We start from the raw sequence: 19,798 nt of genomic DNA, 5'->3' as shown, positions 1-19,798 counted from the left end.
TGGTTAAACTGTGGAATATCTGAATAGATAAAATTCATAGAAAGGAAAGTAAAAATATGAGTATGAAATTTGTTAAGAAAATGCCTACTGCAGATGAAATTATAGAGGAAATACCACTGTCAAATTCTATGAAAGAAACTAAAAAAAATAGAGACGAGGAGATAAAAAAGGTCTTTACAAATGAAGATAATAGATTTCTTCTTGTAATAGGTCCATGTTCTGCAGATAATGAAGATTCTGTTTGTGAATATATAGGCAGGCTGGCGAAAGTCCAAGAAAAGGTAAAAGACGTTATTATTATCATACCTAGAATTTATACAAATAAGCCAAGGACCACTGGAGAGGGATATAAAGGAATGGCACACCAGCCAGACCCGCATAAAAAGCCAGATTTAATTGCAGGGATAAAAGCTATCAGAAAAATGCATATAAAAGCTTTAAATGAATACCATATGCCTGCTGCAGACGAGATGTTGTATCCAGAAAATTATACATATCTTGCAGATTTATTAAGTTATCATGCAATTGGAGCCCGTTCGGTTGAAGACCAGCAGCATAGATTTACTGTAAGTGGTATTAATATGCCTGTGGGAATGAAAAATCCTACCAGCGGTGATATAACTGTAATGTTAAATTCCATTAAGGCAGCACAGTTGAATCATACTTTTATATATAATGGATGGGAGATTGAAACAAGCGGGAATGCTCTTGCACATGCTGTTTTAAGAGGAGCAGTGGATTCTTATGGAAGAAATATTCCAAATTATCATTATGAAAATTTGATTAATCTTTCTAAAGAATATGAAAAAAAGGGATTGTTAAACCCTTCAATTATTGTAGATACAAACCATGCAAATTCCACTAAACTTTATAAGGAACAACCAAGAATTGCCAGAGAGGTACTTATGAGTAGAAAATATGATGCTACACTTAAGAATATGATTAAGGGATTTATGATTGAAAGTTACCTCGAAGAAGGCAATCAACACGTGGATGAAGGTACTTATGGAAAATCCATTACAGATCCATGTCTGGGGTGGCAGGATACAGAAAAACTAATTTACTATATTGCTGAAAATGTATAAATATTTTAGCGGTATGTTGTAACTATTAATATGTTTGTATGTTCACCTGTTAAAAATTATATTTACTCTTACCAGTAATTTCAATTATTCATTTTGAATAATACAATTATATATGTTAAAATACTATATAAGACATCTTGGGATTGGTTATGCATTGATTAAGGCTCTTTAGAATATGACATATTTACTGGGAGAGGGAGGTGATGTCACAATATGAACATTTCATTTTTAGGGGGAGCCAGAGAAGTAGGTGGAAGTTGTATACTTGTGAGAATATGTAATAGAAATATACTTATGGATTGCGGCATAAGACAGAGTTCTTCTAAAGATGCCCTTCCGGATTTTAAATCAATTCAGGAGCAGGGAGGGATAGATGCTGTAATTATAAGTCATTCTCACATGGATCATATAGGATCCCTCCCTATAATAAGTAAAGAATATCCCACAGCCAGGATATATACTACTAGAATGACAAAGGACTTAATGAGGGTACTTCTATATGACAGTTTAAAGATCATGAATAATAGGGAAGGGGAAATTCCTTTATATGCAGAGGAAGATGTTAAAAATATGTTAAATAATATCTTCCCCATAAACTATATGGTGGAATTCCCTATTTTTGAAGATATAAAACTTACATTCTACACTGCAGGACATATAGCAGGAGCTGCGTGTATTTATATTACCACGCCTCAGGGTTCTCTGTTTTATTCTGGAGATTTTTCTGTATTTTCACAAAAAACTGTAGAAGGATTAAAAGTTCCAAGGTTAAGACCGGATGTAGCAATTTTTGAAGCCACCTATGGAGACAGATTGCACTCCAACAGAGAAGTAGAAGAGGAACGGCTTATAGATATAATAAATGAATGTAAACAAAAAGGTGGTAAAATGTTAATTCCGGCTTTTGCTCTGGGCAGGGCACAGGAGGTATTGCTTACCATAAAAAAGGCATTGAATAAAAATTTATTAAAAGATATTAAGGTGTATGTAGATGGAATGATACGGGATATAAATAGAACCTATAAGTTAAATCCTCTATATCTTAAAAATTCTCTAGGTAAAAAAATATTAAAGGGAATTGAACCATTTTATGATGATAACATAATTTCAATAGATAATAATAAACTTAGGGAAAAAATATTAGAAGATAGGGAACCTTTAATAATAGTTTCAAGTTCTGGCATGCTTACAGGTGGATACAGTCAGTACTATGCGGAAAAGATAGCCCCTATGGAAAATGGATATATAGTTATGACAGGATATCAGGATGAGGAATCTCCGGGAAGAAAGCTCTTGGATCTTTTGAAAGAAGAAAAGGATAAGAAATTATATATAAATGAAAAAACAGTTCCTGTAAATTGTACAGTAAAAAATGTGGGACTTTCAGCTCACAGTGATAAAAGTGAAATAAAATCACTTATAAGTTTTTTGAATCCTGGGAATATATTTATAGTTCATGGAAATGAAAGTGTAATAGAAAATTTTTGCAGGCAGCTTTCCTCAGAAGTAAGGGGAAAAGTTTATGCACCTAAATGCAGTGAAATCTATGAGATGAATATAAATAAGCCTAGGAAACAATGGAAAAAGTCTTTGGATAAAGTTATGAATTGTGATGAGGAACTAAATGAAAATAACATGAAAAAATTATGGAAATTTGTATCGGTTAACTATGGAGAAAAGCTCTTTACCACAGAAGAGATGAATTATATATGGAATGGAAACAATAAAGTGAAAAATACTTTAGAGAATTTTCAAAGAATTATAATGAATTCTCCTTATTTTGAAAGTGACAATAGAAGATTATTTTTGTTTAAGTGTAAAAGTGAGGATGTAATTCAAGAAAGCCTAAAGAGAAAAGAACTTAAACCAAATGAATTAAGAGAACTTACCAATAAATATTTTAGTTGCTTTAATCCTAAAAAAGCAAGTTTTATGTATGATGAAAAAAAAGTAATTCTAAATTTTGATTTTCCGGCTGTGGTACATGAAAATATACATAGTAAAATAGAACAGTTTGAAAAGCAAGTAGGCTGGAAAGTAGAGATAAGTAATACTGTAAATATAAATGCAGCCTCTGAAATTGTAAATAGAATTTTACAGGATGTTTCTATTAAAAAGATATCTTATAGGTTGGAGCAGAGGCAGGCAGTAGTAATAACAAATTCTATATATGTTGTAGGAGAAGATAAGCTAAAGGAATTTCAAAATATTACGGGATTAAATTTATTAATTGAATGTGCTGAAGCTGGAGTAAAAGGAAGTACAGAGCATATTTATATGAAAGCTTCTGGCAGATGTGAAGCTATGGAACAAAATAAGGCTTTAAATTTAATTGAAGAGTTTTTTAGTAAAGAGGAATTCAAACCCTACAGAAAAGGTATCAAATCATGTTCTGATGAAAAATATATAGAACTTTCGTTTATAAGTTCTGTAATTGGAGAAAAGTATAAAACACATATTCAGCATTTAGCTAATATTACAGGGTGGAATATTAGCGCATCAAGCAGTGCAAACCAAAATGAAATAATAAAAATAGCGGCAGATATTTGTAAAAGAGAGAATATAAAATTAAAGAAAAATCCATCCTTTAATAGCGTGAATTTAAGTTTAGAACTAAAATTAGAGAACGTAAATATAGAAAATTTAGATAATGTAAAAGCAGAATTTGAACATAAAACAGGATGTACATTAAAATGGTGATATTTTGGGTATATTCAAATAAATAACTAGCCAGCATGCTAGTTATTTATTTTCAGATACTCTTAAAATTTACAGAGAGCATTGAATTATTTTGTCTAATAATTCTGTAAAAGATATATTTACTGCATTAGCACTTTTAGGAAAGAGGCTATTTTTAGTGAGTCCTGGTAGAGTATTCAGTTCAAGCACATAGGGAATTTTATTTTCTAGTATCATATCTACTCTAACGTATCCTTTGCACTTGAAAAGATTCCAGCACTTTCTGGATATTTCTTCAATTTCATTTTGCAGTGGTTTCTCAAATTCTACTACTATTTCATCACAGCCCCCATCTGCATATTTCGAAGTATAATCAAAGAAGTTGCCTTTAGGTTTTATAGCAAGTATTGGAAGGGTAGTTCCATTTAATATGCAGCAGGTTATTTCATCACCTGCTATATATTTTTCAATCATAACTTCTGTATCATAATTCAAAGCAAGGCGAACGGCAGCTTCTACATCTTCACTTTTTGTTATTATAGTAGTGGCTACACTTGAGCCACCACAGTTGGGTTTTACTACTACAGGGTATCCCATTTCTTCTAAGTATTTATAGTTAATATCTTCTATGGATTTAGTACATATCCAGCTGGCAGTGTTTATATTCTCAGAGCACAGTAATTTTTTACTTATGTCTTTATCCATGCAAATACCGCTGGTTAGAGGGCTGCAGCCTGAATAGGGAATATCCATAGTTTCAAAAACAGATTGAATTATACCATCTTCACCAAATTTGCCATGAAGTGCAATAAATGCAAAATCTATATCCTTCACTTTCTCCATTACATCACTTTTTTTATCTATAACAATAGGTATAATATCATATTTGTTTTTATCCATATAGTTTATTATTGATTTTCCTGAATTTAGGGAAACTTCTCTTTCAGAAGATATACCTCCCATTATGATTCCTATTTTCATATTATTAATTCCTCCAATATCAACTTTATTTTCCTATTTTTTGATTTTGGTGTAAAACCTCTTTAATATAATAATATACATTTTAATTAAAATATTAAAGAACCACACTATCAATATTTCAATTTAATAGTGGTTTTTTAGAGGAATTAATATGAATTTATTATGTTTTTGAAATGGTATTGACATTATTAAATTGTATGCTATAATTTATTCTGTAAGTTATGAATTTAATATAAGCTTTATCAAGAGTGGTGGAGGGACTGGCCCTATGAAGCCCGGCAACCAGTATTATTTTATAATACATTGGTGCTAATTCCTACAGCGTAAGCTGAAAGATAGGGGATAGTTTGAGATTTTTAGCTCGAGGTTATCCTCGGGCTTTATTATTTTTAATCTAATATCATAAGGGAGGAATAAGAAATGAAAAGAATATTAACCGCTATTTTATCATTAATAGTTATTTTTGCACTAGTTGGGTGCGGCTCACAAAAAAGTGAAGGCAGCACAAGTAAAAATGAGGACAAAACTACAATAAAGATAGGGGCATCTCCTCAGCCTCACAAAGAAATATTGGAAAAGGTTAAGCCTATACTGAAAAAGGAAGGATATGACCTGCAAATAGTTGAATTCACAGATTATGTAACTCCAAATAAAGCCTTAGAGTCAGGAGAAATAGATGCAAACTTTTTTCAACACATACCATATTTAGAAGAGTTTAATCAAAAGAATAACACAGACTTGACTTATGTTGCTAAAGTGCATATTGAACCAATGGGGGTTTATTCAAATAAGATTAAGAGTTTAAGTGAGTTAAAAGATGGAGCACAAATAGCTGTACCAAATGATGCTACAAATGAAGCCAGGGCTTTAAAGTTGTTGGCTGCTAAAGGACTCATAAAGGTAAAAGATGGAGACACCATATCAAAACTGGATATAACTGAGAACAAGAAAAACTTAAATATACAAGAGGTTGATGCACCGCAGCTTCCAAGAATTTTATCAGATGTAGATGCAGCCGTTATAAATACAAATTATGCATTAGAGGCAAATTTAAATCCAACAAAAGATGCCATTGCTATAGAATCAAAAGATTCACCTTATGCCAATATAATTGCTGTTAGAAAAGAAGATAAAGATAAACCTTATATTAAAGCTTTAGCAAAAGCTGTGAATGATCCACAAATTAAACAATTTATAAACGAAAAGTATAAGGGAAGTATAGTTCCGGCATTTTAAAAAATAAATAATTTTAACACAAAACACCTCATAGAATAAAGAATAGTACCTTTTAAGTATTTAACTGGGTATTATTCTTTATTTATTTCTTCATTTAATTGTGTAAAAATATAGTTGAGGTGAAATTTATTATGTTCTCTAATATTAAAATAGATAAAGATAGGCTTGTATATGTACAGGTAAAGGATTATATTAAAGATATGATATTAAAGGGGCTGCTTAGAAGTGATGAAAAACTGCCATCCACCAGGGAAATGGCTTCTATGTTTAATGTAAGCAGAAATACAATAATATATGCCTATGAATTTTTACAGGATGAGGGATTCGTATATATAAAAAAGGGAAAAGGTACTTTTGTATCAAATATTAAAGTGGATTTTCAGGGAAAGTGGAGTGTAAACTGGGAGAATGAAATAAACAACTATGGAAAACTTTCAGAAAAATTAGATATAATTAAACATGAGGCGAAATGGCAGAAGGGAATGATATCTTTTAAAAGTATAGCTCCTGATGAAAATCTGTTTAATGTAGGTGAGTTTAAGAGGGCATTTTTAAACAGGATGTCTATTGAGGGAGAAAAAGTACTGAATTATGGATATGCCAAAGGATACAGGCCCCTTATTCAATATTTGCTTAAATATATGGAAAATAAGGGTGTGGATATACAGGAAAAGGACATACTTATAACAAATGGTTTTACAGAAGGCTTTGATTTGATATTGTCCTGTATTACAGAGAAGGGAGACAATATAATATGTGAGAATCCAACTCACAATACTGCAATTAAGATTATGAAGTTGCACGGGCTTAATATAACAGGTGTAGATATGGAGAAGGATGGAGTAAATTTAAGCATACTTGAAAAAGAATTACAAAAAAATAAATTCAAAATTTCATATTTTGTTCCTTCTTATCATAATCCCACAGGTATTGTTATGTCTCCAGAAAAAAGAGTTTGTGTATATAATATGCTTAAATCTTATAATGTACCTATAATTGAAGATGGTTTTAATGAGGAGCTTAGATATTTAGGAGCTCATGTATCACCTATTGCTGCCTTTAGTGGCTCTGGTAATAGTGTTATATATATAGGCAGCTTTTCAAAGATACTATTTCCTGGAATAAGAATAGGTTGGATATTAGGGGATAAGACGCTTATAGGATACTTGGAAAGTGTAAAAAGGGCCAGAAATATCCACACTTCTTCACTTGACCAGGCAGTTTTTTATGACTATCTAAATTGCGGCAATTTTGATAAATACATAAAAAAGGCTAGAAGAGTGTATAGGGAAAAGTATGAATTTGCACTAAAATGTGCAAGAAAGTATATAAAAAATAGAGAAATACTTGGGGAAGGGGGACTGCATATATTTGTAAAATTAAAAAATATAGATGCCAGAAAACTCTTAGATAAATGTTGTGAAAGAAGGATCATATTTACTCCAGGGGATGTATTTTACGTGGATGACAAAGGCTATGATACTTTGAGATTAGGGTTCTCAAGACTTAATAAAGAAGATATAAAAAGGGGTTTCATGATCATTGGAGAAGAAATTGAAAAATTAGGAGGATATGTAGAATGAAAAGAATATCAAAAGAATTACTATACGAAGGAAAATGGGTTAGGCTAGAAGAAGTAACTTATTCAGGGAAAAACAATGAAATACTGAAATGGGAGAGTATAGAAAGAACCAATACTACAAGTACGGTGATAATAATAAGTAAACTGGTACCATCTAACAGATATATATTTATAAAACAATATAGACCTGCCATTGACAAGTATGTTATTGGATTTCCGGCAGGACTTGTAGAAAATGAAGATTTATTTGAAAGTGCTCTCAGAGAATTAAAAGAAGAAACAGGATATAGGGGAAAAGTAAAATCTGTAGGACCTGAACTTTACTCAAATCCTGCTCTTGTAACAGATAGAGTTAGGGTGGTAAAGATAGAAATAGATGAAAATTTAGAAGAAAATAAAAATCCACAGCAGCAGCTGGAGGAGGCAGAGGATATACAGGTGTTTGCCTTACATAAAGAGGAAATAAGGGAATTTTTACTTAGAGAACAATCAAAAGGTACAGCTGTAGCAATAGCACCATGGTATGTGTTTTATGGATTATACGAGAGCTAAAGGGTGTATAAAGATTAGGAATTATATTTGTATGTTTATGAGAAATATGCTTAGGATATCTTATATATTTTTTCATATGCCTAAGTATAAGTTTATCTATATGTTTACAGTATAGATAACTGCTAAAAGGGGGATTAAGTTTGTTTACTTTATTTTTAATTATTAATTTTATAAATATTTTTGCGGCAGTTATAATAGATTGGATAATTGGAGATCCCCGTGGGTTTCCTCATCCTGTAATATACATAGGAAAACTTATAAACTATCTAGAAAAGAAAGGAAGAAAAATCTGTAAAAATGAAAAAGCCTTGAAAATGTTTGGTGGTATAATAGTATTAATAGTTGGTATGGTTAGTTTTTTTATACCATTTATTATACTTATGCTTTTAAGAGTAAATATAATTTTATATCAAATAGTAAACATATTTCTTATTTGGACAACTATTTCAGCTAAATGTCTGGCAGTGGAAGCTGGAAAAGTATACCGTGACCTAAAAAAAGGGAATATTATAGAAGCTAGGACAAAACTCTCTTACATAGTGGGAAGAGATACTACTAATTTAAAAAGTGATGAAATAGTAAGGGCAAGTGTAGAAACTGTAGCGGAAAATACTTCAGATGGAGTTATAGCACCACTTATGTATGCAGCTATTTTTGGGGCACCTTTTGCCATGTTGTATAAAGGGATAAATACTATGGATTCAATGCTTGGGTATATGAATGAAAAATATAAATATATAGGTTTTTTTCCTGCAAAGATAGATGACATATTTAATTTTATTCCTGCTAGAATTACAGGGATATTTATGTGTGTTTCTGCTTTTATAGTAAAGGGAGATCCAGTTGAGACTTTTAAAATAATGATAAGAGATAGAAAAAATCATAAAAGTCCTAATTGTGCCTATCCTGAGGCAGCAGCAGCAGGTGCCATGAAAGTGCAGCTGGGAGGGGCTAATGCATATTTTGGAGAAATAGTTTACAAGCCTACTATAGGGGACAAATGTATAGAATTAAATTTTAATCATATAAAAGAGAGCATAAAGCTTATGTATTTTTCTGAGATTAATATAATGATCTTTTTTGCTATAATACTTGTAATATTAATGTCAGTTTATTTTTAAAATATAGTTATATAATTCTAGTAAAGGAAGGAAGAAGTGTAGATTTGAAAAGAAACATTTCAGAAAATAATTCGCCTATGCTTCTTTCACTTTTATCTTGTAAGATAAAAGTGATTGTAATAGGTGGAGGAAATGCGGCCTATATAAAATCTAAGACTTTTGCATTAAAAGGGTGCCAGGTTTATATATTGGCTGAAAAATTTATATATAATTTTGAGAATATTAAAGATTATTTAAATGTTACTCTTATTAAAGGAAGGTATGATAAGCGGTATATAGAAGATAAGCATATTGTAGTAATTGCTACAGATAAAGAAGAAGTAAATTCCACTATACAAAGTCACTGTATGGAGCTTTGTAAAATATATGTGGATACTACAAATTCTAAAAATGGTAATTCTATTATACCCTGTCAGAGAAATAGTAAAAATGTTTCAGTAGGAGTAAATATAAAAGGTGTGTCTCCTATAACTTCAGTATTTATTGCGGATAAGATAATAGGATATATTAAAAAATATGATAACTTTGTGGAATTTAGTTCTAAAATGAGAAATGCCATTTCCCATATAGAATATAAAAAAAGTATTATGAGTTTTATATGTACAGATGATTTTTATTTTTTCTACGAAAAAGGAAAAGCCTGTACTATAATTAAAATGTTCTATAAAAATGAATTTGAATAGTTTGTTTTAAATTTTTAGAAGAACCTATCCAGGCGCGTGGCAGCGCTTATCCCCCACTTTGATAGAAAAGCAGAGAACCAAAATTTTTAATTTTGTGTGAATCGCTTTCACAGAGTGCGATGGGGGTGTTAGCAGTGGTAGCGATGGGATAAATATATTTTGTAAATAGTGAATCTTGAAATATATGGGGGAATATAATGAGCTTGTTAAAAGAAACTTTAGAAAGTATAGAAAAAAGAAATGAAGAAGCTGTGAAAAAAGCAGAGGAAAAACTGGATAATTTAGCAAAACCTATAGGAAGCCTTGGAGAGTTAGAAGAAATAGTTATAAAAATGTCTGGGATTACCGGAAAAGTGTATAATAAAATACATAAAAAGAATATAGTTATAATGTGTTCCGATAATGGAATATGGGAAGAGGGGATAAGCAGCTGTCCTAAAGGACTTACGGTAAATATTACTGAGAATTTTGTTAAAGGTATAACAGGGGTATGTGTGCTGGGAGATTTTTTTGGCTCTGATAGAACTGTAGTAGATGTAGGAGTCGATTACAATTTTAAAAATCACCGGATAATAAATAAAAAAGTAGATTATGGCACTAAAAATATAGCAAAAGGACCGGCTATGACCAGAGAACAGTGTATAAAGGCAATTGAAGCAGGAATTGAAATAATAGATGAACTTGTAGAAAAAGGATATGATTTATTTGGTACAGGAGAAATGGGAATATGCAATACTGCTACCAGTTCTGCAGTCCTAAGTGCAATAACAAAGTTGCCTGTAGATAAAACAGTTGGAAAAGGCTCAGGCATTACCGAAGAGCAGCTTATAGCCAAAAAGATAGCGGTGCAAAGTGCCATTGATATAAATAATCCAGATCCAGAAGATGTTATTGACGTTATAACAAAAGTAGGAGGATTTGATATAGCAGGAATATGCGGCTGTTTTTTAGGAGCTGCTAAAAATAGGGTGCCTATTGTAATAGATGGATTCATATCTTCAATAGCAGCTCTTTGTGCTGTAAGGTTAAATAAAAGTGTAAAAGATTTTTTGTTTCCCTCTCATCTTTCTGCAGAGCCAGCTGCAAAATATGTAATGAAGGAACTGGAATTAACCCCTATGTTAAATTTAAATATGAGATTAGGAGAGGGCTCAGGTTGTCCTATGGCATTTGCAATAATAGAATCTGCACTGTATGTTATGGAGAATATGGGAACCTTTCAGGAAGTGGATATTGACAGTACTAAGCTCATAGATATTAGAAAAAATTAAATAATTAAAAGTGTTTTATATGAAGTATAGTGAGGAATCTAGAGAGACTTTATTATGCTTCTTAAATTTTAACTGTTTACACAAGTAAAAAAATATAGTATAATTGAGAATGAAAATTAATATCGTCTAAGGCTAAAAATGAAGAAGGAGGAAGAACATGAGCATTTTGGTTATTGGAGGAGATAATCTTGGAAGTATAACAGATAAATTAAAGGAAACTGGTTTCAATAAAATTGGGCATGTTACGGGAAGAAAAAAAGGTGATAGAAAGGTGAAAATTCCCGAAAATACAGATTTAGTACTAGTACTTACAGATTATGTAGGACATAATATGGCAGAAATAATAAAGGAAAGGTCTAGAAGAAGTGATGTGGCAGTTATGTTCTGTAGACGTTCCTGGTCAAGTATGTATAAGAACATAGAGGATTACATGAAACAGATAAAAAGGTAGTGATAGTGATTTGTACGGATGAAATATTAAAATATATAATGGATATAAGAGTATTTGGTTAGGGTTATTTAGTGGATATTTTTTTATAAGCAAGGACGATTAAAAGCATAAATACGGAAATTAATGCAATAGTACCACCAGGAGCACTGTTTATATAATAGGATAAAAATAATCCTCCCATTATATCTATAAGTCCAAATATTATAGAGAATACAAGCGTCAGCTTAAAACCTTTATGTAATTGAAGTGATGCAGCTACAGGCATTGCTATCATAGATGAAATTACAAGGATACCTAGAATTCTTATAGACACAGAAATTGTAGCACCTACCAAAAGTGTAAATAGATAGTTTATAAGTTTTACTTTTACCCTGCATATCTTAGCACCGTTTTCATCAAAAGTTATGTAAAGTAACTCATTGTAAAGTATTGAGAGAGTTATGACAGAAATTATACTTAATATAAATACGGTATAAAGTTCGTTTTTAGATACTGTAAGTATACTACCAAATAGATAGGAATTTACATTTCCACTGGCTTTTCCGGTACTTATAAGTACAATTGCAATACCTACTGACAGAGTAAGTACAATTACAAGTATTAATTCTGCATATTTTTTATAATAATCTCTTAAAAATTCTATTACAAGTCCTGCAATAGAGGTAAATATAAAGGCGGTGAATATTGGATTATACCCAAATACAATACCTATGGCAACTCCGGCAAAAGATGAGTGAGACAGGGTATCTCCCATCATGGAATATCTTTTTAAAACTAAAAAAGTACCTACTGCAGGGCATAATATGGATATAAATATACCTGCAATAATTGCATTTTGCATAAAATCATATTGTAACATGAGTTACCTCCCAAATGTAAATTAATTGATTTTAAAGCCTATTAATTTTTTTATATTCTTCAATGGTGTACATAGCTGCGCTACTGTGTTTCATAACACATATGTGAGTAGAATTTTTAAATGCAGCCTCTAAGTTATGTTCTACAGCTATTACTGTCATGGATAAGTCAGTATTTAAATGTTTTATTATAGTGTATATTTCCTTTTGACTTATCACATCTATCCCCGTGGAAGGTTCATCAAGTATTAAAAGTTTGGGGTAACCTATTAGAGCTCTTGCTATAAATATTTTTTGACGCTGTCCTCCAGATAAGTTCCCTATAAGGCTATTTTTAAAATCACTCATTCCTACAGAATTCAGGTTTGTATCCATAAGTTTCTTATTCTTGATTTTTAAAACTTTCATATGACATTTTAGTAACTCTGAAACTGTAATTGGAAATTGGGAGTTGAAATTCTCCATAAATTGAGGAACATAGCCGATTTTTTTTGTGGATAAATTTATATGTCCCGCTAAAGGATGTAATAATCCCAATATCAATTTAATTAAAGTAGTTTTGGCACTTCCATTTTCACCTATTATTGAAACATAACTTCCATATTTAATGTTTAGATTTATGGAATCTATTAAATAAGGAGGTTTTCCTGTATAAGAAAAAGTTAAATTTTTTATATTAAGCATAAATAAATTTTCTCCTAAAATATATAGCTATATAAAATTTATAATATATGGAAATAATATCATATATATGATTATTTGTAAAAATGCATATAAGATAAATTTTATCAATATATATTATACACTTAAATGCGAACTATTTGCAACTAGCTATAATAAATTTTTAATTAAATATTTTGGTTTGTAAGTATATTTAAATTTCAGCTTTATTTAATTGAAAAAGTATTGACTAAACCAGCGTAGAAATATATAATAATAAATGTTGGTCAGGAAAATTATGAATATGCGGTCCCTTGGTCAAGTGGTTAAGACGTCACCCTCTCACGGTGAAATCAGGAGTTCGATTCTCCTAGGGACTACCAATGACTGTATAAGAGTGTTTTGAAGGGTTTCAAGGCAGTCTTATTTTTACGTTTAACACATTATATAGATAGATATTAATAATTATAGTAATAAATAGGATTTATACAAATGAATTTTATATAATTAAATTTAATATAATTGTGGTATAATATGCTTAAAAGAAGCCGTTACGGTTTTTATAGTTTAAAAGTTTTTAGTTCTTTGAGTTTTTTTCTTCAGCAGTTATAGAAATTTCATTTTCAGCCAATTTTCCAATTGAAGACTTACCTTTGATTATCAATTTATCTTTTAAATATGTTCTTATAGATAAAAATAATAAATGATATGATGAATTTACACTAAATTAGAGCATATACAAATGAGTTGTCTATAATCTCTGTTGTTAAGTTCTACTAATGATCTATCTGATTCATTAATTTGTAAAATATACTTATTATTTTGATAATTACAATCTGCGACTTCAAAGAAAAAATCACGAAGTTCTTTAAATAATCTAGGATTCATTTCTTCCTTTTTTAGTGATACAACATAGTATATCATAATCACATATGACTTATAGATTAAATATGTAATTTCATCTTTATAATCATTGTAAGCATTAAGATTTTTGAATTTTTCACACAAAGATTTCATAGAATCTATTTTTTGATATATTTGAATATCTTTACTAGGGCTGCCTGAAATAGAATTAGCATTATTTCTATAATTATATAACACCATATCAGTAGCATAAATTTTTTTGAAATAAAATAGAGCAACACGTATAAAATCTATATCTTCATAAGCTGTTTTTTCTCGAAAACGTATATTGTTATCAACTATTATATTTCTTTTTATAATTTTACTCCAAATAAACCCAGAATGTATAAAAAGTTCTCTCTTTTTTTCCAAGTCTAATTTACCCAAAGCATTGTTACTGGTAGTTCTAATATTTTGGTTAAAACCTTCATAATAAAATTGACAATCAACCATATCATAATTTTCTGTAGTAGCTATTTTATATAATTCTTCAAACATTTTATGTGATACGTCATCGTCACTATCAACAAATCCTAAATATTCACCTTTTGCTATACGTATTCCTTCATTTCTAGCACCACCAGGTCCTTTATTTTCTTTTAAATTTATAATAGTAATTTTGCTAGGATAATTTTCTTTATATTTTTCTAAAATGGCTAGACTATGATCTGTAGAACAATCATTGATTAATATTATCTCAATTTCTTCTAAGGACTGATTAATGAGGGATTCAAGACATCTAGGTAAATAATTTTCTGTGTTATATACAGGTACAATAATAGATACTTTAATATACATAATACTTATTTAGCTCCTCTCTTAATTCAGTGTCCTGAATAGAAATGTCATAGATAATCCATAAAGTATACACTAAAAACATTTTTATTCTCTCATTAAATAGTATAGCATATTTTATTTATAGTTTAGGAATACATATTTTTATAAACTAAATAAATATTATGATTTGAAGATTGTAATATGTTTTAAATAATTAGACTTTTTATCAGCTTTAGGAGGAATTTAGGAATATGTGTAGAAATATCTAGTGTAAAAGCTTATTAAAGGAAAATGGGGCTGTGGAAAGACCTCCGTTCTAAATATGGCGGTTGAAGAAATCAGACAATTATCCGAAGTAGTAGATAATAGCGAAAAAATAGTTATTGTACAATTTAATCCTTGGAACTTTACTGATATCAATCAACTGATAAATCAATTTTTTCTGACTCTCTCGAATTCTTTAAAATTTAATAATAAAGAGCAGAAAATGCAAAATGTAGGGTCTGCAATTGAAAAGTATTCGTCCGCTTTAGAGTATTCAGAGTATATACCTGTAGTAGGACCATACTTAAAACTATTGCCTAAGCTGTCCGTAATGCTAGGTAAGTCAATGAAGGATAAGGTGGAGTCGAAACAAAATGATGTTTGTTATAGAAAAAACGAAGTAGAACAAGCATTAAGAGAATTCAAATTCCTATTATTTATATTTTATATGAGGAGTGATTTAGATGAAGTCTAAACTTATAAGTATACTTCTTGTGTTTCTGTTAAGCATTTCAGTTACTGCATGTTCAAATAATAAAGACAGTTCAAACCTAGATGGCAAAAGTGAAAGTGCAAAAGCTCAGTTATCATCTGAGGATAATAAGAGTTTAGCAATGAAGGCATATAAAGCAGTATTGCAAAATAAGGCTGAATTTTTTAGCACAGATAATAAGAAAAATGTATATTTGAATGATTTTTTAACTAATGAAGAGATTTATGGAACTGTCTTCAAATTAACGCACTTTACAGTACTTGATATGGATGGTGACGGAACACCTGAAGTTGTCCTTGAATTAACAGTAGGCAATTATGTAGAGTTTTACGAGGTCTTACATTATATGAATAATAAAGTTAATGGATATATTCAAGTACTTAGAGGGTTTGGGGATCTTAAAACAGATGGAACAGTTCATTATTCAAATAGTGCTTTTAATAACGGATATAGAAAATTAAGTTTTGAAACAAATGCCTGTAAAGATTACATATTAGGTTATCATAATACAGATAACAACAATGGTGTTGTAACAAGAACATACTTCATTGATAACAAACCTACTACAGAAGAAGCATATAACGCTTTTACTACAGAACAAGATGAAAAAAAGGCTGCAGTTTGGTATGAATTTTCTCAAGAGAATATTGAAACTGAAATAACTGATAATCAACCTAAGTCGAATACAGAAAGAAATACCCTTAATCAAGAGACTAAAAAGCAGGAATATAAAGATAAACTAGATAAAATTGAATTAGGATTTAAGGGATTTGACGATTCAGCGGCAACTACTAATGATATGTATCAAGAGGCATGCAAAGAATATAAACAATGGGATGACGCATTAAATGATATTTATGGTGTTCTAAAAGTTCAGTTATCTTCAAGTGATATGAAAAATTTACAAAGCGAAGAGATTCAGTGGATAAAAGATAGAGATACTAAAGCTAAAAATGATGCAGCAGAAATGGCTGGTGGTTCTATGGAAAAAGTTTTATATGAGGGATCTTTGACGGAGTCGACAAAAGAAAGATGTTACGTATTAGTAGATAAGTATATGAAATGATGAAATTAAAGGATTTTTGCAAAATGAATATCCTAAATAGGGATGCACATAATATCTTAATTATAGAAGAATAGATTATTAATTCGTAAATTTCATATATCCATTAGGCTAATAATGTGAAGTTATATGAAAATCAAAAAAAATTTTAGTTAAGAAGCGTCGTATAGTTAAATACGTATTTTTCATTATAATATATTTTAAGATATTTAAAATGAAATACATACTATATTAAAGATGGTGAATATGAAATGAAAGAAAGACCAAAACTTAAAATACCTTATTCAACTTATGAAATAGTAATGGAACTTTTTAGTGCTGTAGCAATACTTGTAAATATCGGGTTATTATTAAAATATTATAGGCTACTTCCACATATTATACCTATCCATTTTAATGCTGTAGGTGTTCCTGATGGATATGGTAGTAAAAGTTCTATATTTATACTTCCTATTATAGCGTTTATAATGTACTTTTTTCTGACTATTTTAAGCAGGTTTCCTAATATATATAATTATCCCAAACCTATAACTGAGGAAAATGCAGAATATCAGTATAGATGTGCCAGACAATTAATGATTACCATGAAAACAGAAATTATGACATGTTTTACCTATATTGAGTGGACAAGTGCAAAGGCTGCTTTAGGAAAAGTTAATGGCTTGGGATTATGGTTCCTTCTAATATTTTTAGTAGTTATTTTTGGTACACTAGGAATATATATTAAAAAAGCTTTAAAGTAGTTTAGACATAGTAGTAAAATATGGCGACTTAACTGTATAAAGGTCTATATAATGAATTATTACTATTAATTAAAGAGTATTCTATTAGATTCTCTTCCATCTCTGGTATTTCACAGTATAGTTCACCTTTTAATGTAAAGAAATTGTAGAAGGAACCTCTTGTAAAACTTTTTAGGTTGTTGTCAATATGCAATAATATTGGATATTGACAACAACCTATATTAAAATGGCTTAAGATAACTGATTGTTTATATAATAAAACAATAGACAATACATTGACAAACTTGCAGAATATTATTAAACTATATTTAGACAATATATTGACTTGTAGAGGGGGATTTTTATGGATATATGCAGAGAGATATTTTTAATGGAGCAAACCTATGCAACATTATTTTCACTAGCAAATAAGCTTCAGGTAAGAGGAGATAAATACTTGGGGAGTTTAACCTCAAGGCAGTATATGACCATGGTTGCAATTTCTCATTTATCTGAAGGTAAAACTACCCTTAATAATATTGCGAAAAAGTTGGGCACCACCAAACAAAATGTAAAACAGATTGTTACTGTTATGCAAAGCAAAGGATATGTTGATATTATGCCTAGTCCTGAAGATAGGCGTGCCGTCAATGTAATAATTACAGAGGCTGGGAAGCAGGTATTGTATCAAGTTTCAGAAAAAGGAATATTCTTTATGGCAGAGCTTTTTAAGGAATTTTCAACTGGAGATTTAGAAACCATCTGGGGAATGTTGAAAAAGCTGTATCGATTTGATGGTGAAGAACAGGATGGCTTTGAAGAAGATAGTAACTTAAAAGCAGATGAAAGTCAGAAGGCGGATATAACAAGAATATTAAATGAGTTTGAAAGAATAAGAAAAAATCAGATAATGGAGAGAGAAAACTATGAAGAATAAAAATAACAGGTTAATATGTATTGATGAATATGTACTAATTAATGGAATAGACCAGTTTATGTTGCATCTAGGAACAAGCTTTGATAATCCTGTAATGTTGTTTTTGCATGGAGGGCCTGGCTCAGCAGAATCCTTATTTACAGGAGTATTTCAAGATAGATGGGAAGAAATATATACTGTGGTCCACTGGGATCAGCGCGGTGCTGGAAAGACGCTGACGAGGAACCCTGCAAAGCTTCCAACAGTGGAGTTGATGCTTCAAGACTTATTTGAAGTTATTCAGTATCTTAAGAAAAAATATGACAAGAAGAATATTGTTATATTCGGTCATTCCTGGGGAAGTGTTCTGGGGTCAATATTTATCAGAAAGCATCCAGAAGAAGTAGAATATTATATTGGTGCTGGGCAGGTTATTAGTATGGTTGAAAATGAACAGATAGGCTATAACAAAGTTAAAGAATTTATTGAGCAGGCAGGTGATAAAAAATCATTAAAGAAGCTCGAAAGTATAGGTGAATATCCTGGCAGCAAAATTATTTTTGATAAAGAGTTTTTGAGAAAATGTAGTGTAGTCCGTAAGCTTCAAGGTAAATATAAATTAGGTATGGAATTAGGCATGGATATTTGGATAGCTGCATTTAAAAGCCCGATTTTTAAGTTCTCCGATATTATAGCATTTATGAAAATCTTTAAGGCAAATTCTAAAGTTCATAGTTTTCTTGGTGGTTTCAATTTCCGTATGGAATCTAAGGAATATAAGGTGCCAGTATATTATATTCTGGGTGGAAGGGACTGGCAAGCTCCCTATGTTATAGCTGAAGATTATTTTAAAGATATAAAGGCTCCAAATAAAGAGATATTCGTCATCCCCAATGCGGGACATTTCTTAATGATGGATCAACCTGACCTAGTTTTTGAGGCATTGTCAACAATAAATAAAAACGAAGCATAAGCAAGGCCGATTGTACTTAAAAGCTTGGAGAAAAAGCAAGCAAATTCAGAAACAGACATTATGATACCCCAAAAGCTAGTTCTAAAGGAAAGTATGTTAAAAAGTTTATGTTATACCTGTTACTGTGAATTGGGTAATAATAGAGTTTTTTACAGATGTTTGATATGCCTTGCCTCAATCAATGAAAACTATGAATGCATAGTAACCATATTAAAAGAATTCTGCGGTGGTTTTTTAGTGGTGGTTTTATTTTGTTCAATAACTAGAGTGAAAAAACACTTTAGTTTTATTTTTTAGTATATGTGATAGGCTAGATATTATGATAAATAATGTTTAATTTACTATATAAACATATGGTTATCTATCCCAATAATAATTTGTTTATGATATTATTAGTTAAGGCGTAGATGTAATTTAGAACGAAACCACTTAATAGTGGTTTCGTTCTATTCTTATTATGTTTTAACAAGTTGAAGGTACTTTAGTGCCTGAAACTAAAAACCGCCTGCTATGCGGGTGAGATTAAATG

At 30.4% G+C, this 19,798-nt stretch carries 18 protein-coding genes, 1 tRNA gene and 1 riboswitch; of the genes, 15 read left to right on the top strand and 4 right to left on the bottom strand.

The window, feature by feature from the left end; translation table 11 throughout:
- Positions 1 to 32 precede the first annotated feature (32 nt).
- Both ACJDU8_RS20300 and ACJDU8_RS20295 read left to right on the top strand, forming a co-directional pair.
- Positions 33 to 1,085: a 3-deoxy-7-phosphoheptulonate synthase gene (locus ACJDU8_RS20300; protein WP_406794012.1), complete on the top strand. Its 1,053-nt coding sequence runs from the start codon at positions 33 to 35 to the stop codon at positions 1,083 to 1,085.
- A gap of 213 nt (positions 1,086 to 1,298) precedes the next feature.
- On the top strand, positions 1,299 to 3,785 hold the full coding sequence (locus ACJDU8_RS20295; RefSeq protein WP_406793996.1) for an MBL fold metallo-hydrolase: 2,487 nt from the start codon (positions 1,299 to 1,301) through the stop codon (positions 3,783 to 3,785).
- 69 nt (positions 3,786 to 3,854) lie between these two features.
- On the opposite strand, the gene ACJDU8_RS20290 is transcribed toward ACJDU8_RS20295, so the two are convergent.
- Complete coding sequence (locus tag ACJDU8_RS20290) at positions 3,855 to 4,745, bottom strand: D-alanine--D-alanine ligase (protein ID WP_406793995.1); 891 nt, start codon at positions 4,743 to 4,745, stop codon at positions 3,855 to 3,857.
- Between the two features lie 236 nt (positions 4,746 to 4,981).
- Positions 4,982 to 5,087: riboswitch (SAM riboswitch) on the top strand.
- A gap of 78 nt (positions 5,088 to 5,165) precedes the next feature.
- On the opposite strand from ACJDU8_RS20290, the gene ACJDU8_RS20285 reads away from it, so the two are divergent.
- From ACJDU8_RS20285 to ACJDU8_RS20255, 7 genes are all read left to right on the top strand, one after another.
- Entirely contained in the window at positions 5,166 to 5,981 is an 816-nt protein-coding gene (locus ACJDU8_RS20285; protein WP_406793994.1) for a MetQ/NlpA family ABC transporter substrate-binding protein, read from the top strand.
- Between the two features lie 131 nt (positions 5,982 to 6,112).
- A complete protein-coding gene (locus ACJDU8_RS20280) occupies positions 6,113 to 7,564 on the top strand; it encodes an aminotransferase-like domain-containing protein (protein WP_406793993.1) in 1,452 nt (483 codons plus the stop codon).
- Complete coding sequence (locus tag ACJDU8_RS20275; RefSeq protein WP_406793992.1) at positions 7,561 to 8,115, top strand: NUDIX domain-containing protein; 555 nt, start codon at positions 7,561 to 7,563, stop codon at positions 8,113 to 8,115. Before ACJDU8_RS20280 ends, ACJDU8_RS20275 begins: the two co-directional genes overlap by 4 nt.
- A gap of 140 nt (positions 8,116 to 8,255) precedes the next feature.
- Positions 8,256 to 9,236 (top strand): adenosylcobinamide-phosphate synthase CbiB, encoded by a 981-nt coding sequence (cbiB, locus tag ACJDU8_RS20270; RefSeq protein ID WP_406793991.1) that lies wholly within the window; start codon positions 8,256 to 8,258, stop codon positions 9,234 to 9,236.
- 44 nt (positions 9,237 to 9,280) lie between these two features.
- Positions 9,281 to 9,919 (top strand): NAD(P)-dependent oxidoreductase, encoded by a 639-nt coding sequence (locus tag ACJDU8_RS20265; RefSeq protein ID WP_406793990.1) that lies wholly within the window; start codon positions 9,281 to 9,283, stop codon positions 9,917 to 9,919.
- Between the two features lie 197 nt (positions 9,920 to 10,116).
- Entirely contained in the window at positions 10,117 to 11,190 is a 1,074-nt protein-coding gene (cobT, locus tag ACJDU8_RS20260; RefSeq protein WP_406793989.1) for a nicotinate-nucleotide--dimethylbenzimidazole phosphoribosyltransferase, read from the top strand.
- Between the two features lie 157 nt (positions 11,191 to 11,347).
- The gene (locus ACJDU8_RS20255) at positions 11,348 to 11,641 is read left to right on the top strand and encodes a DUF2325 domain-containing protein (protein WP_406793988.1); all 294 of its coding nucleotides are present in this window, start codon (positions 11,348 to 11,350) and stop codon (positions 11,639 to 11,641) included.
- Between the two features lie 64 nt (positions 11,642 to 11,705).
- Here ACJDU8_RS20255 and ACJDU8_RS20250 read toward each other — a convergent pair whose 3' ends face one another.
- Positions 11,706 to 12,500: a metal ABC transporter permease gene (locus ACJDU8_RS20250; RefSeq protein WP_406793987.1), complete on the bottom strand. Its 795-nt coding sequence runs from the start codon at positions 12,498 to 12,500 to the stop codon at positions 11,706 to 11,708.
- Between the two features lie 31 nt (positions 12,501 to 12,531).
- Positions 12,532 to 13,182, bottom strand: coding sequence for a metal ABC transporter ATP-binding protein (locus ACJDU8_RS20245; RefSeq protein WP_406793986.1), 651 nt, complete (start codon positions 13,180 to 13,182; stop codon positions 12,532 to 12,534).
- 284 nt (positions 13,183 to 13,466) lie between these two features.
- On the opposite strand from ACJDU8_RS20245, the gene ACJDU8_RS20240 reads away from it, so the two are divergent.
- A tRNA-Glu gene (locus ACJDU8_RS20240) sits at positions 13,467 to 13,541 on the top strand.
- 334 nt (positions 13,542 to 13,875) lie between these two features.
- Here ACJDU8_RS20240 and ACJDU8_RS20235 read toward each other — a convergent pair.
- Entirely contained in the window at positions 13,876 to 14,859 is a 984-nt protein-coding gene (locus ACJDU8_RS20235) for a glycosyltransferase (RefSeq protein WP_406793985.1), read from the bottom strand.
- A gap of 259 nt (positions 14,860 to 15,118) precedes the next feature.
- Between ACJDU8_RS20235 and ACJDU8_RS20230 the strand changes: the two genes are divergently transcribed.
- The 5 genes from ACJDU8_RS20230 (at position 15,119) to ACJDU8_RS20210 (ending at position 19,269) form a co-directional block, all read left to right on the top strand.
- Complete coding sequence (locus ACJDU8_RS20230; RefSeq protein WP_406794011.1) at positions 15,119 to 15,577, top strand: P-loop NTPase fold protein; 459 nt, start codon at positions 15,119 to 15,121, stop codon at positions 15,575 to 15,577.
- A complete protein-coding gene (locus ACJDU8_RS20225; protein WP_406793984.1) occupies positions 15,567 to 16,661 on the top strand; it encodes a lysozyme inhibitor LprI family protein in 1,095 nt (364 codons plus the stop codon). The genes ACJDU8_RS20230 and ACJDU8_RS20225 overlap by 11 nt, the downstream gene beginning before the upstream one ends.
- A gap of 248 nt (positions 16,662 to 16,909) precedes the next feature.
- A complete protein-coding gene (locus tag ACJDU8_RS20220) occupies positions 16,910 to 17,401 on the top strand; it encodes a DUF1648 domain-containing protein (RefSeq protein ID WP_406793983.1) in 492 nt (163 codons plus the stop codon).
- Positions 17,402 to 17,744: 343 nt separating this feature from the next.
- Positions 17,745 to 18,317 carry a MarR family winged helix-turn-helix transcriptional regulator gene (locus tag ACJDU8_RS20215; RefSeq protein ID WP_406793982.1) on the top strand — a complete coding sequence of 191 codons (573 nt, stop codon included), beginning with the start codon at positions 17,745 to 17,747 and terminating at the stop codon, positions 18,315 to 18,317.
- Entirely contained in the window at positions 18,307 to 19,269 is a 963-nt protein-coding gene (locus tag ACJDU8_RS20210; protein ID WP_406793981.1) for an alpha/beta fold hydrolase, read from the top strand. The genes ACJDU8_RS20215 and ACJDU8_RS20210 overlap by 11 nt, the downstream gene beginning before the upstream one ends.
- Positions 19,270 to 19,798 lie beyond the last annotated feature (529 nt).

This window comes from Candidatus Clostridium eludens, from assembly GCF_045310515.1.
Taxonomy (GTDB): Bacteria; Bacillota; Clostridia; order Clostridiales; family Clostridiaceae; genus Clostridium_B; species Clostridium_B eludens.
This window is presented reverse-complemented; position numbering and strand designations above follow the sequence as displayed.

What these genes read in the sequence shown, in the direction of transcription:
- ACJDU8_RS20210 (WP_406793981.1), top strand. Translation starts at nt 18,307, where the DNA reads ATGAAGAATAAAAATAACAGGTTAATATGTATTGATGAATATGTACTA.
- ACJDU8_RS20250 (WP_406793987.1), bottom strand. Translation starts at nt 12,500, where the DNA reads ATGTTACAATATGATTTTATGCAAAATGCAATTATTGCAGGTATATTT.
- cobT (WP_406793989.1), top strand. Translation starts at nt 10,117, where the DNA reads ATGAGCTTGTTAAAAGAAACTTTAGAAAGTATAGAAAAAAGAAATGAA.
- ACJDU8_RS20295 (WP_406793996.1), top strand. Translation starts at nt 1,299, where the DNA reads ATGAACATTTCATTTTTAGGGGGAGCCAGAGAAGTAGGTGGAAGTTGT.
- ACJDU8_RS20290 (WP_406793995.1), bottom strand. Translation starts at nt 4,745, where the DNA reads ATGAAAATAGGAATCATAATGGGAGGTATATCTTCTGAAAGAGAAGTT.
- ACJDU8_RS20255 (WP_406793988.1), top strand. Translation starts at nt 11,348, where the DNA reads ATGAGCATTTTGGTTATTGGAGGAGATAATCTTGGAAGTATAACAGAT.
- ACJDU8_RS20225 (WP_406793984.1), top strand. Translation starts at nt 15,567, where the DNA reads ATGAAGTCTAAACTTATAAGTATACTTCTTGTGTTTCTGTTAAGCATT.
- ACJDU8_RS20280 (WP_406793993.1), top strand. Translation starts at nt 6,113, where the DNA reads ATGTTCTCTAATATTAAAATAGATAAAGATAGGCTTGTATATGTACAG.
- ACJDU8_RS20235 (WP_406793985.1), bottom strand. Translation starts at nt 14,859, where the DNA reads ATGTATATTAAAGTATCTATTATTGTACCTGTATATAACACAGAAAAT.
- ACJDU8_RS20275 (WP_406793992.1), top strand. Translation starts at nt 7,561, where the DNA reads ATGAAAAGAATATCAAAAGAATTACTATACGAAGGAAAATGGGTTAGG.
- ACJDU8_RS20245 (WP_406793986.1), bottom strand. Translation starts at nt 13,182, where the DNA reads ATGCTTAATATAAAAAATTTAACTTTTTCTTATACAGGAAAACCTCCT.
- ACJDU8_RS20220 (WP_406793983.1), top strand. Translation starts at nt 16,910, where the DNA reads ATGAAAGAAAGACCAAAACTTAAAATACCTTATTCAACTTATGAAATA.
- ACJDU8_RS20215 (WP_406793982.1), top strand. Translation starts at nt 17,745, where the DNA reads ATGGATATATGCAGAGAGATATTTTTAATGGAGCAAACCTATGCAACA.
- ACJDU8_RS20285 (WP_406793994.1), top strand. Translation starts at nt 5,166, where the DNA reads ATGAAAAGAATATTAACCGCTATTTTATCATTAATAGTTATTTTTGCA.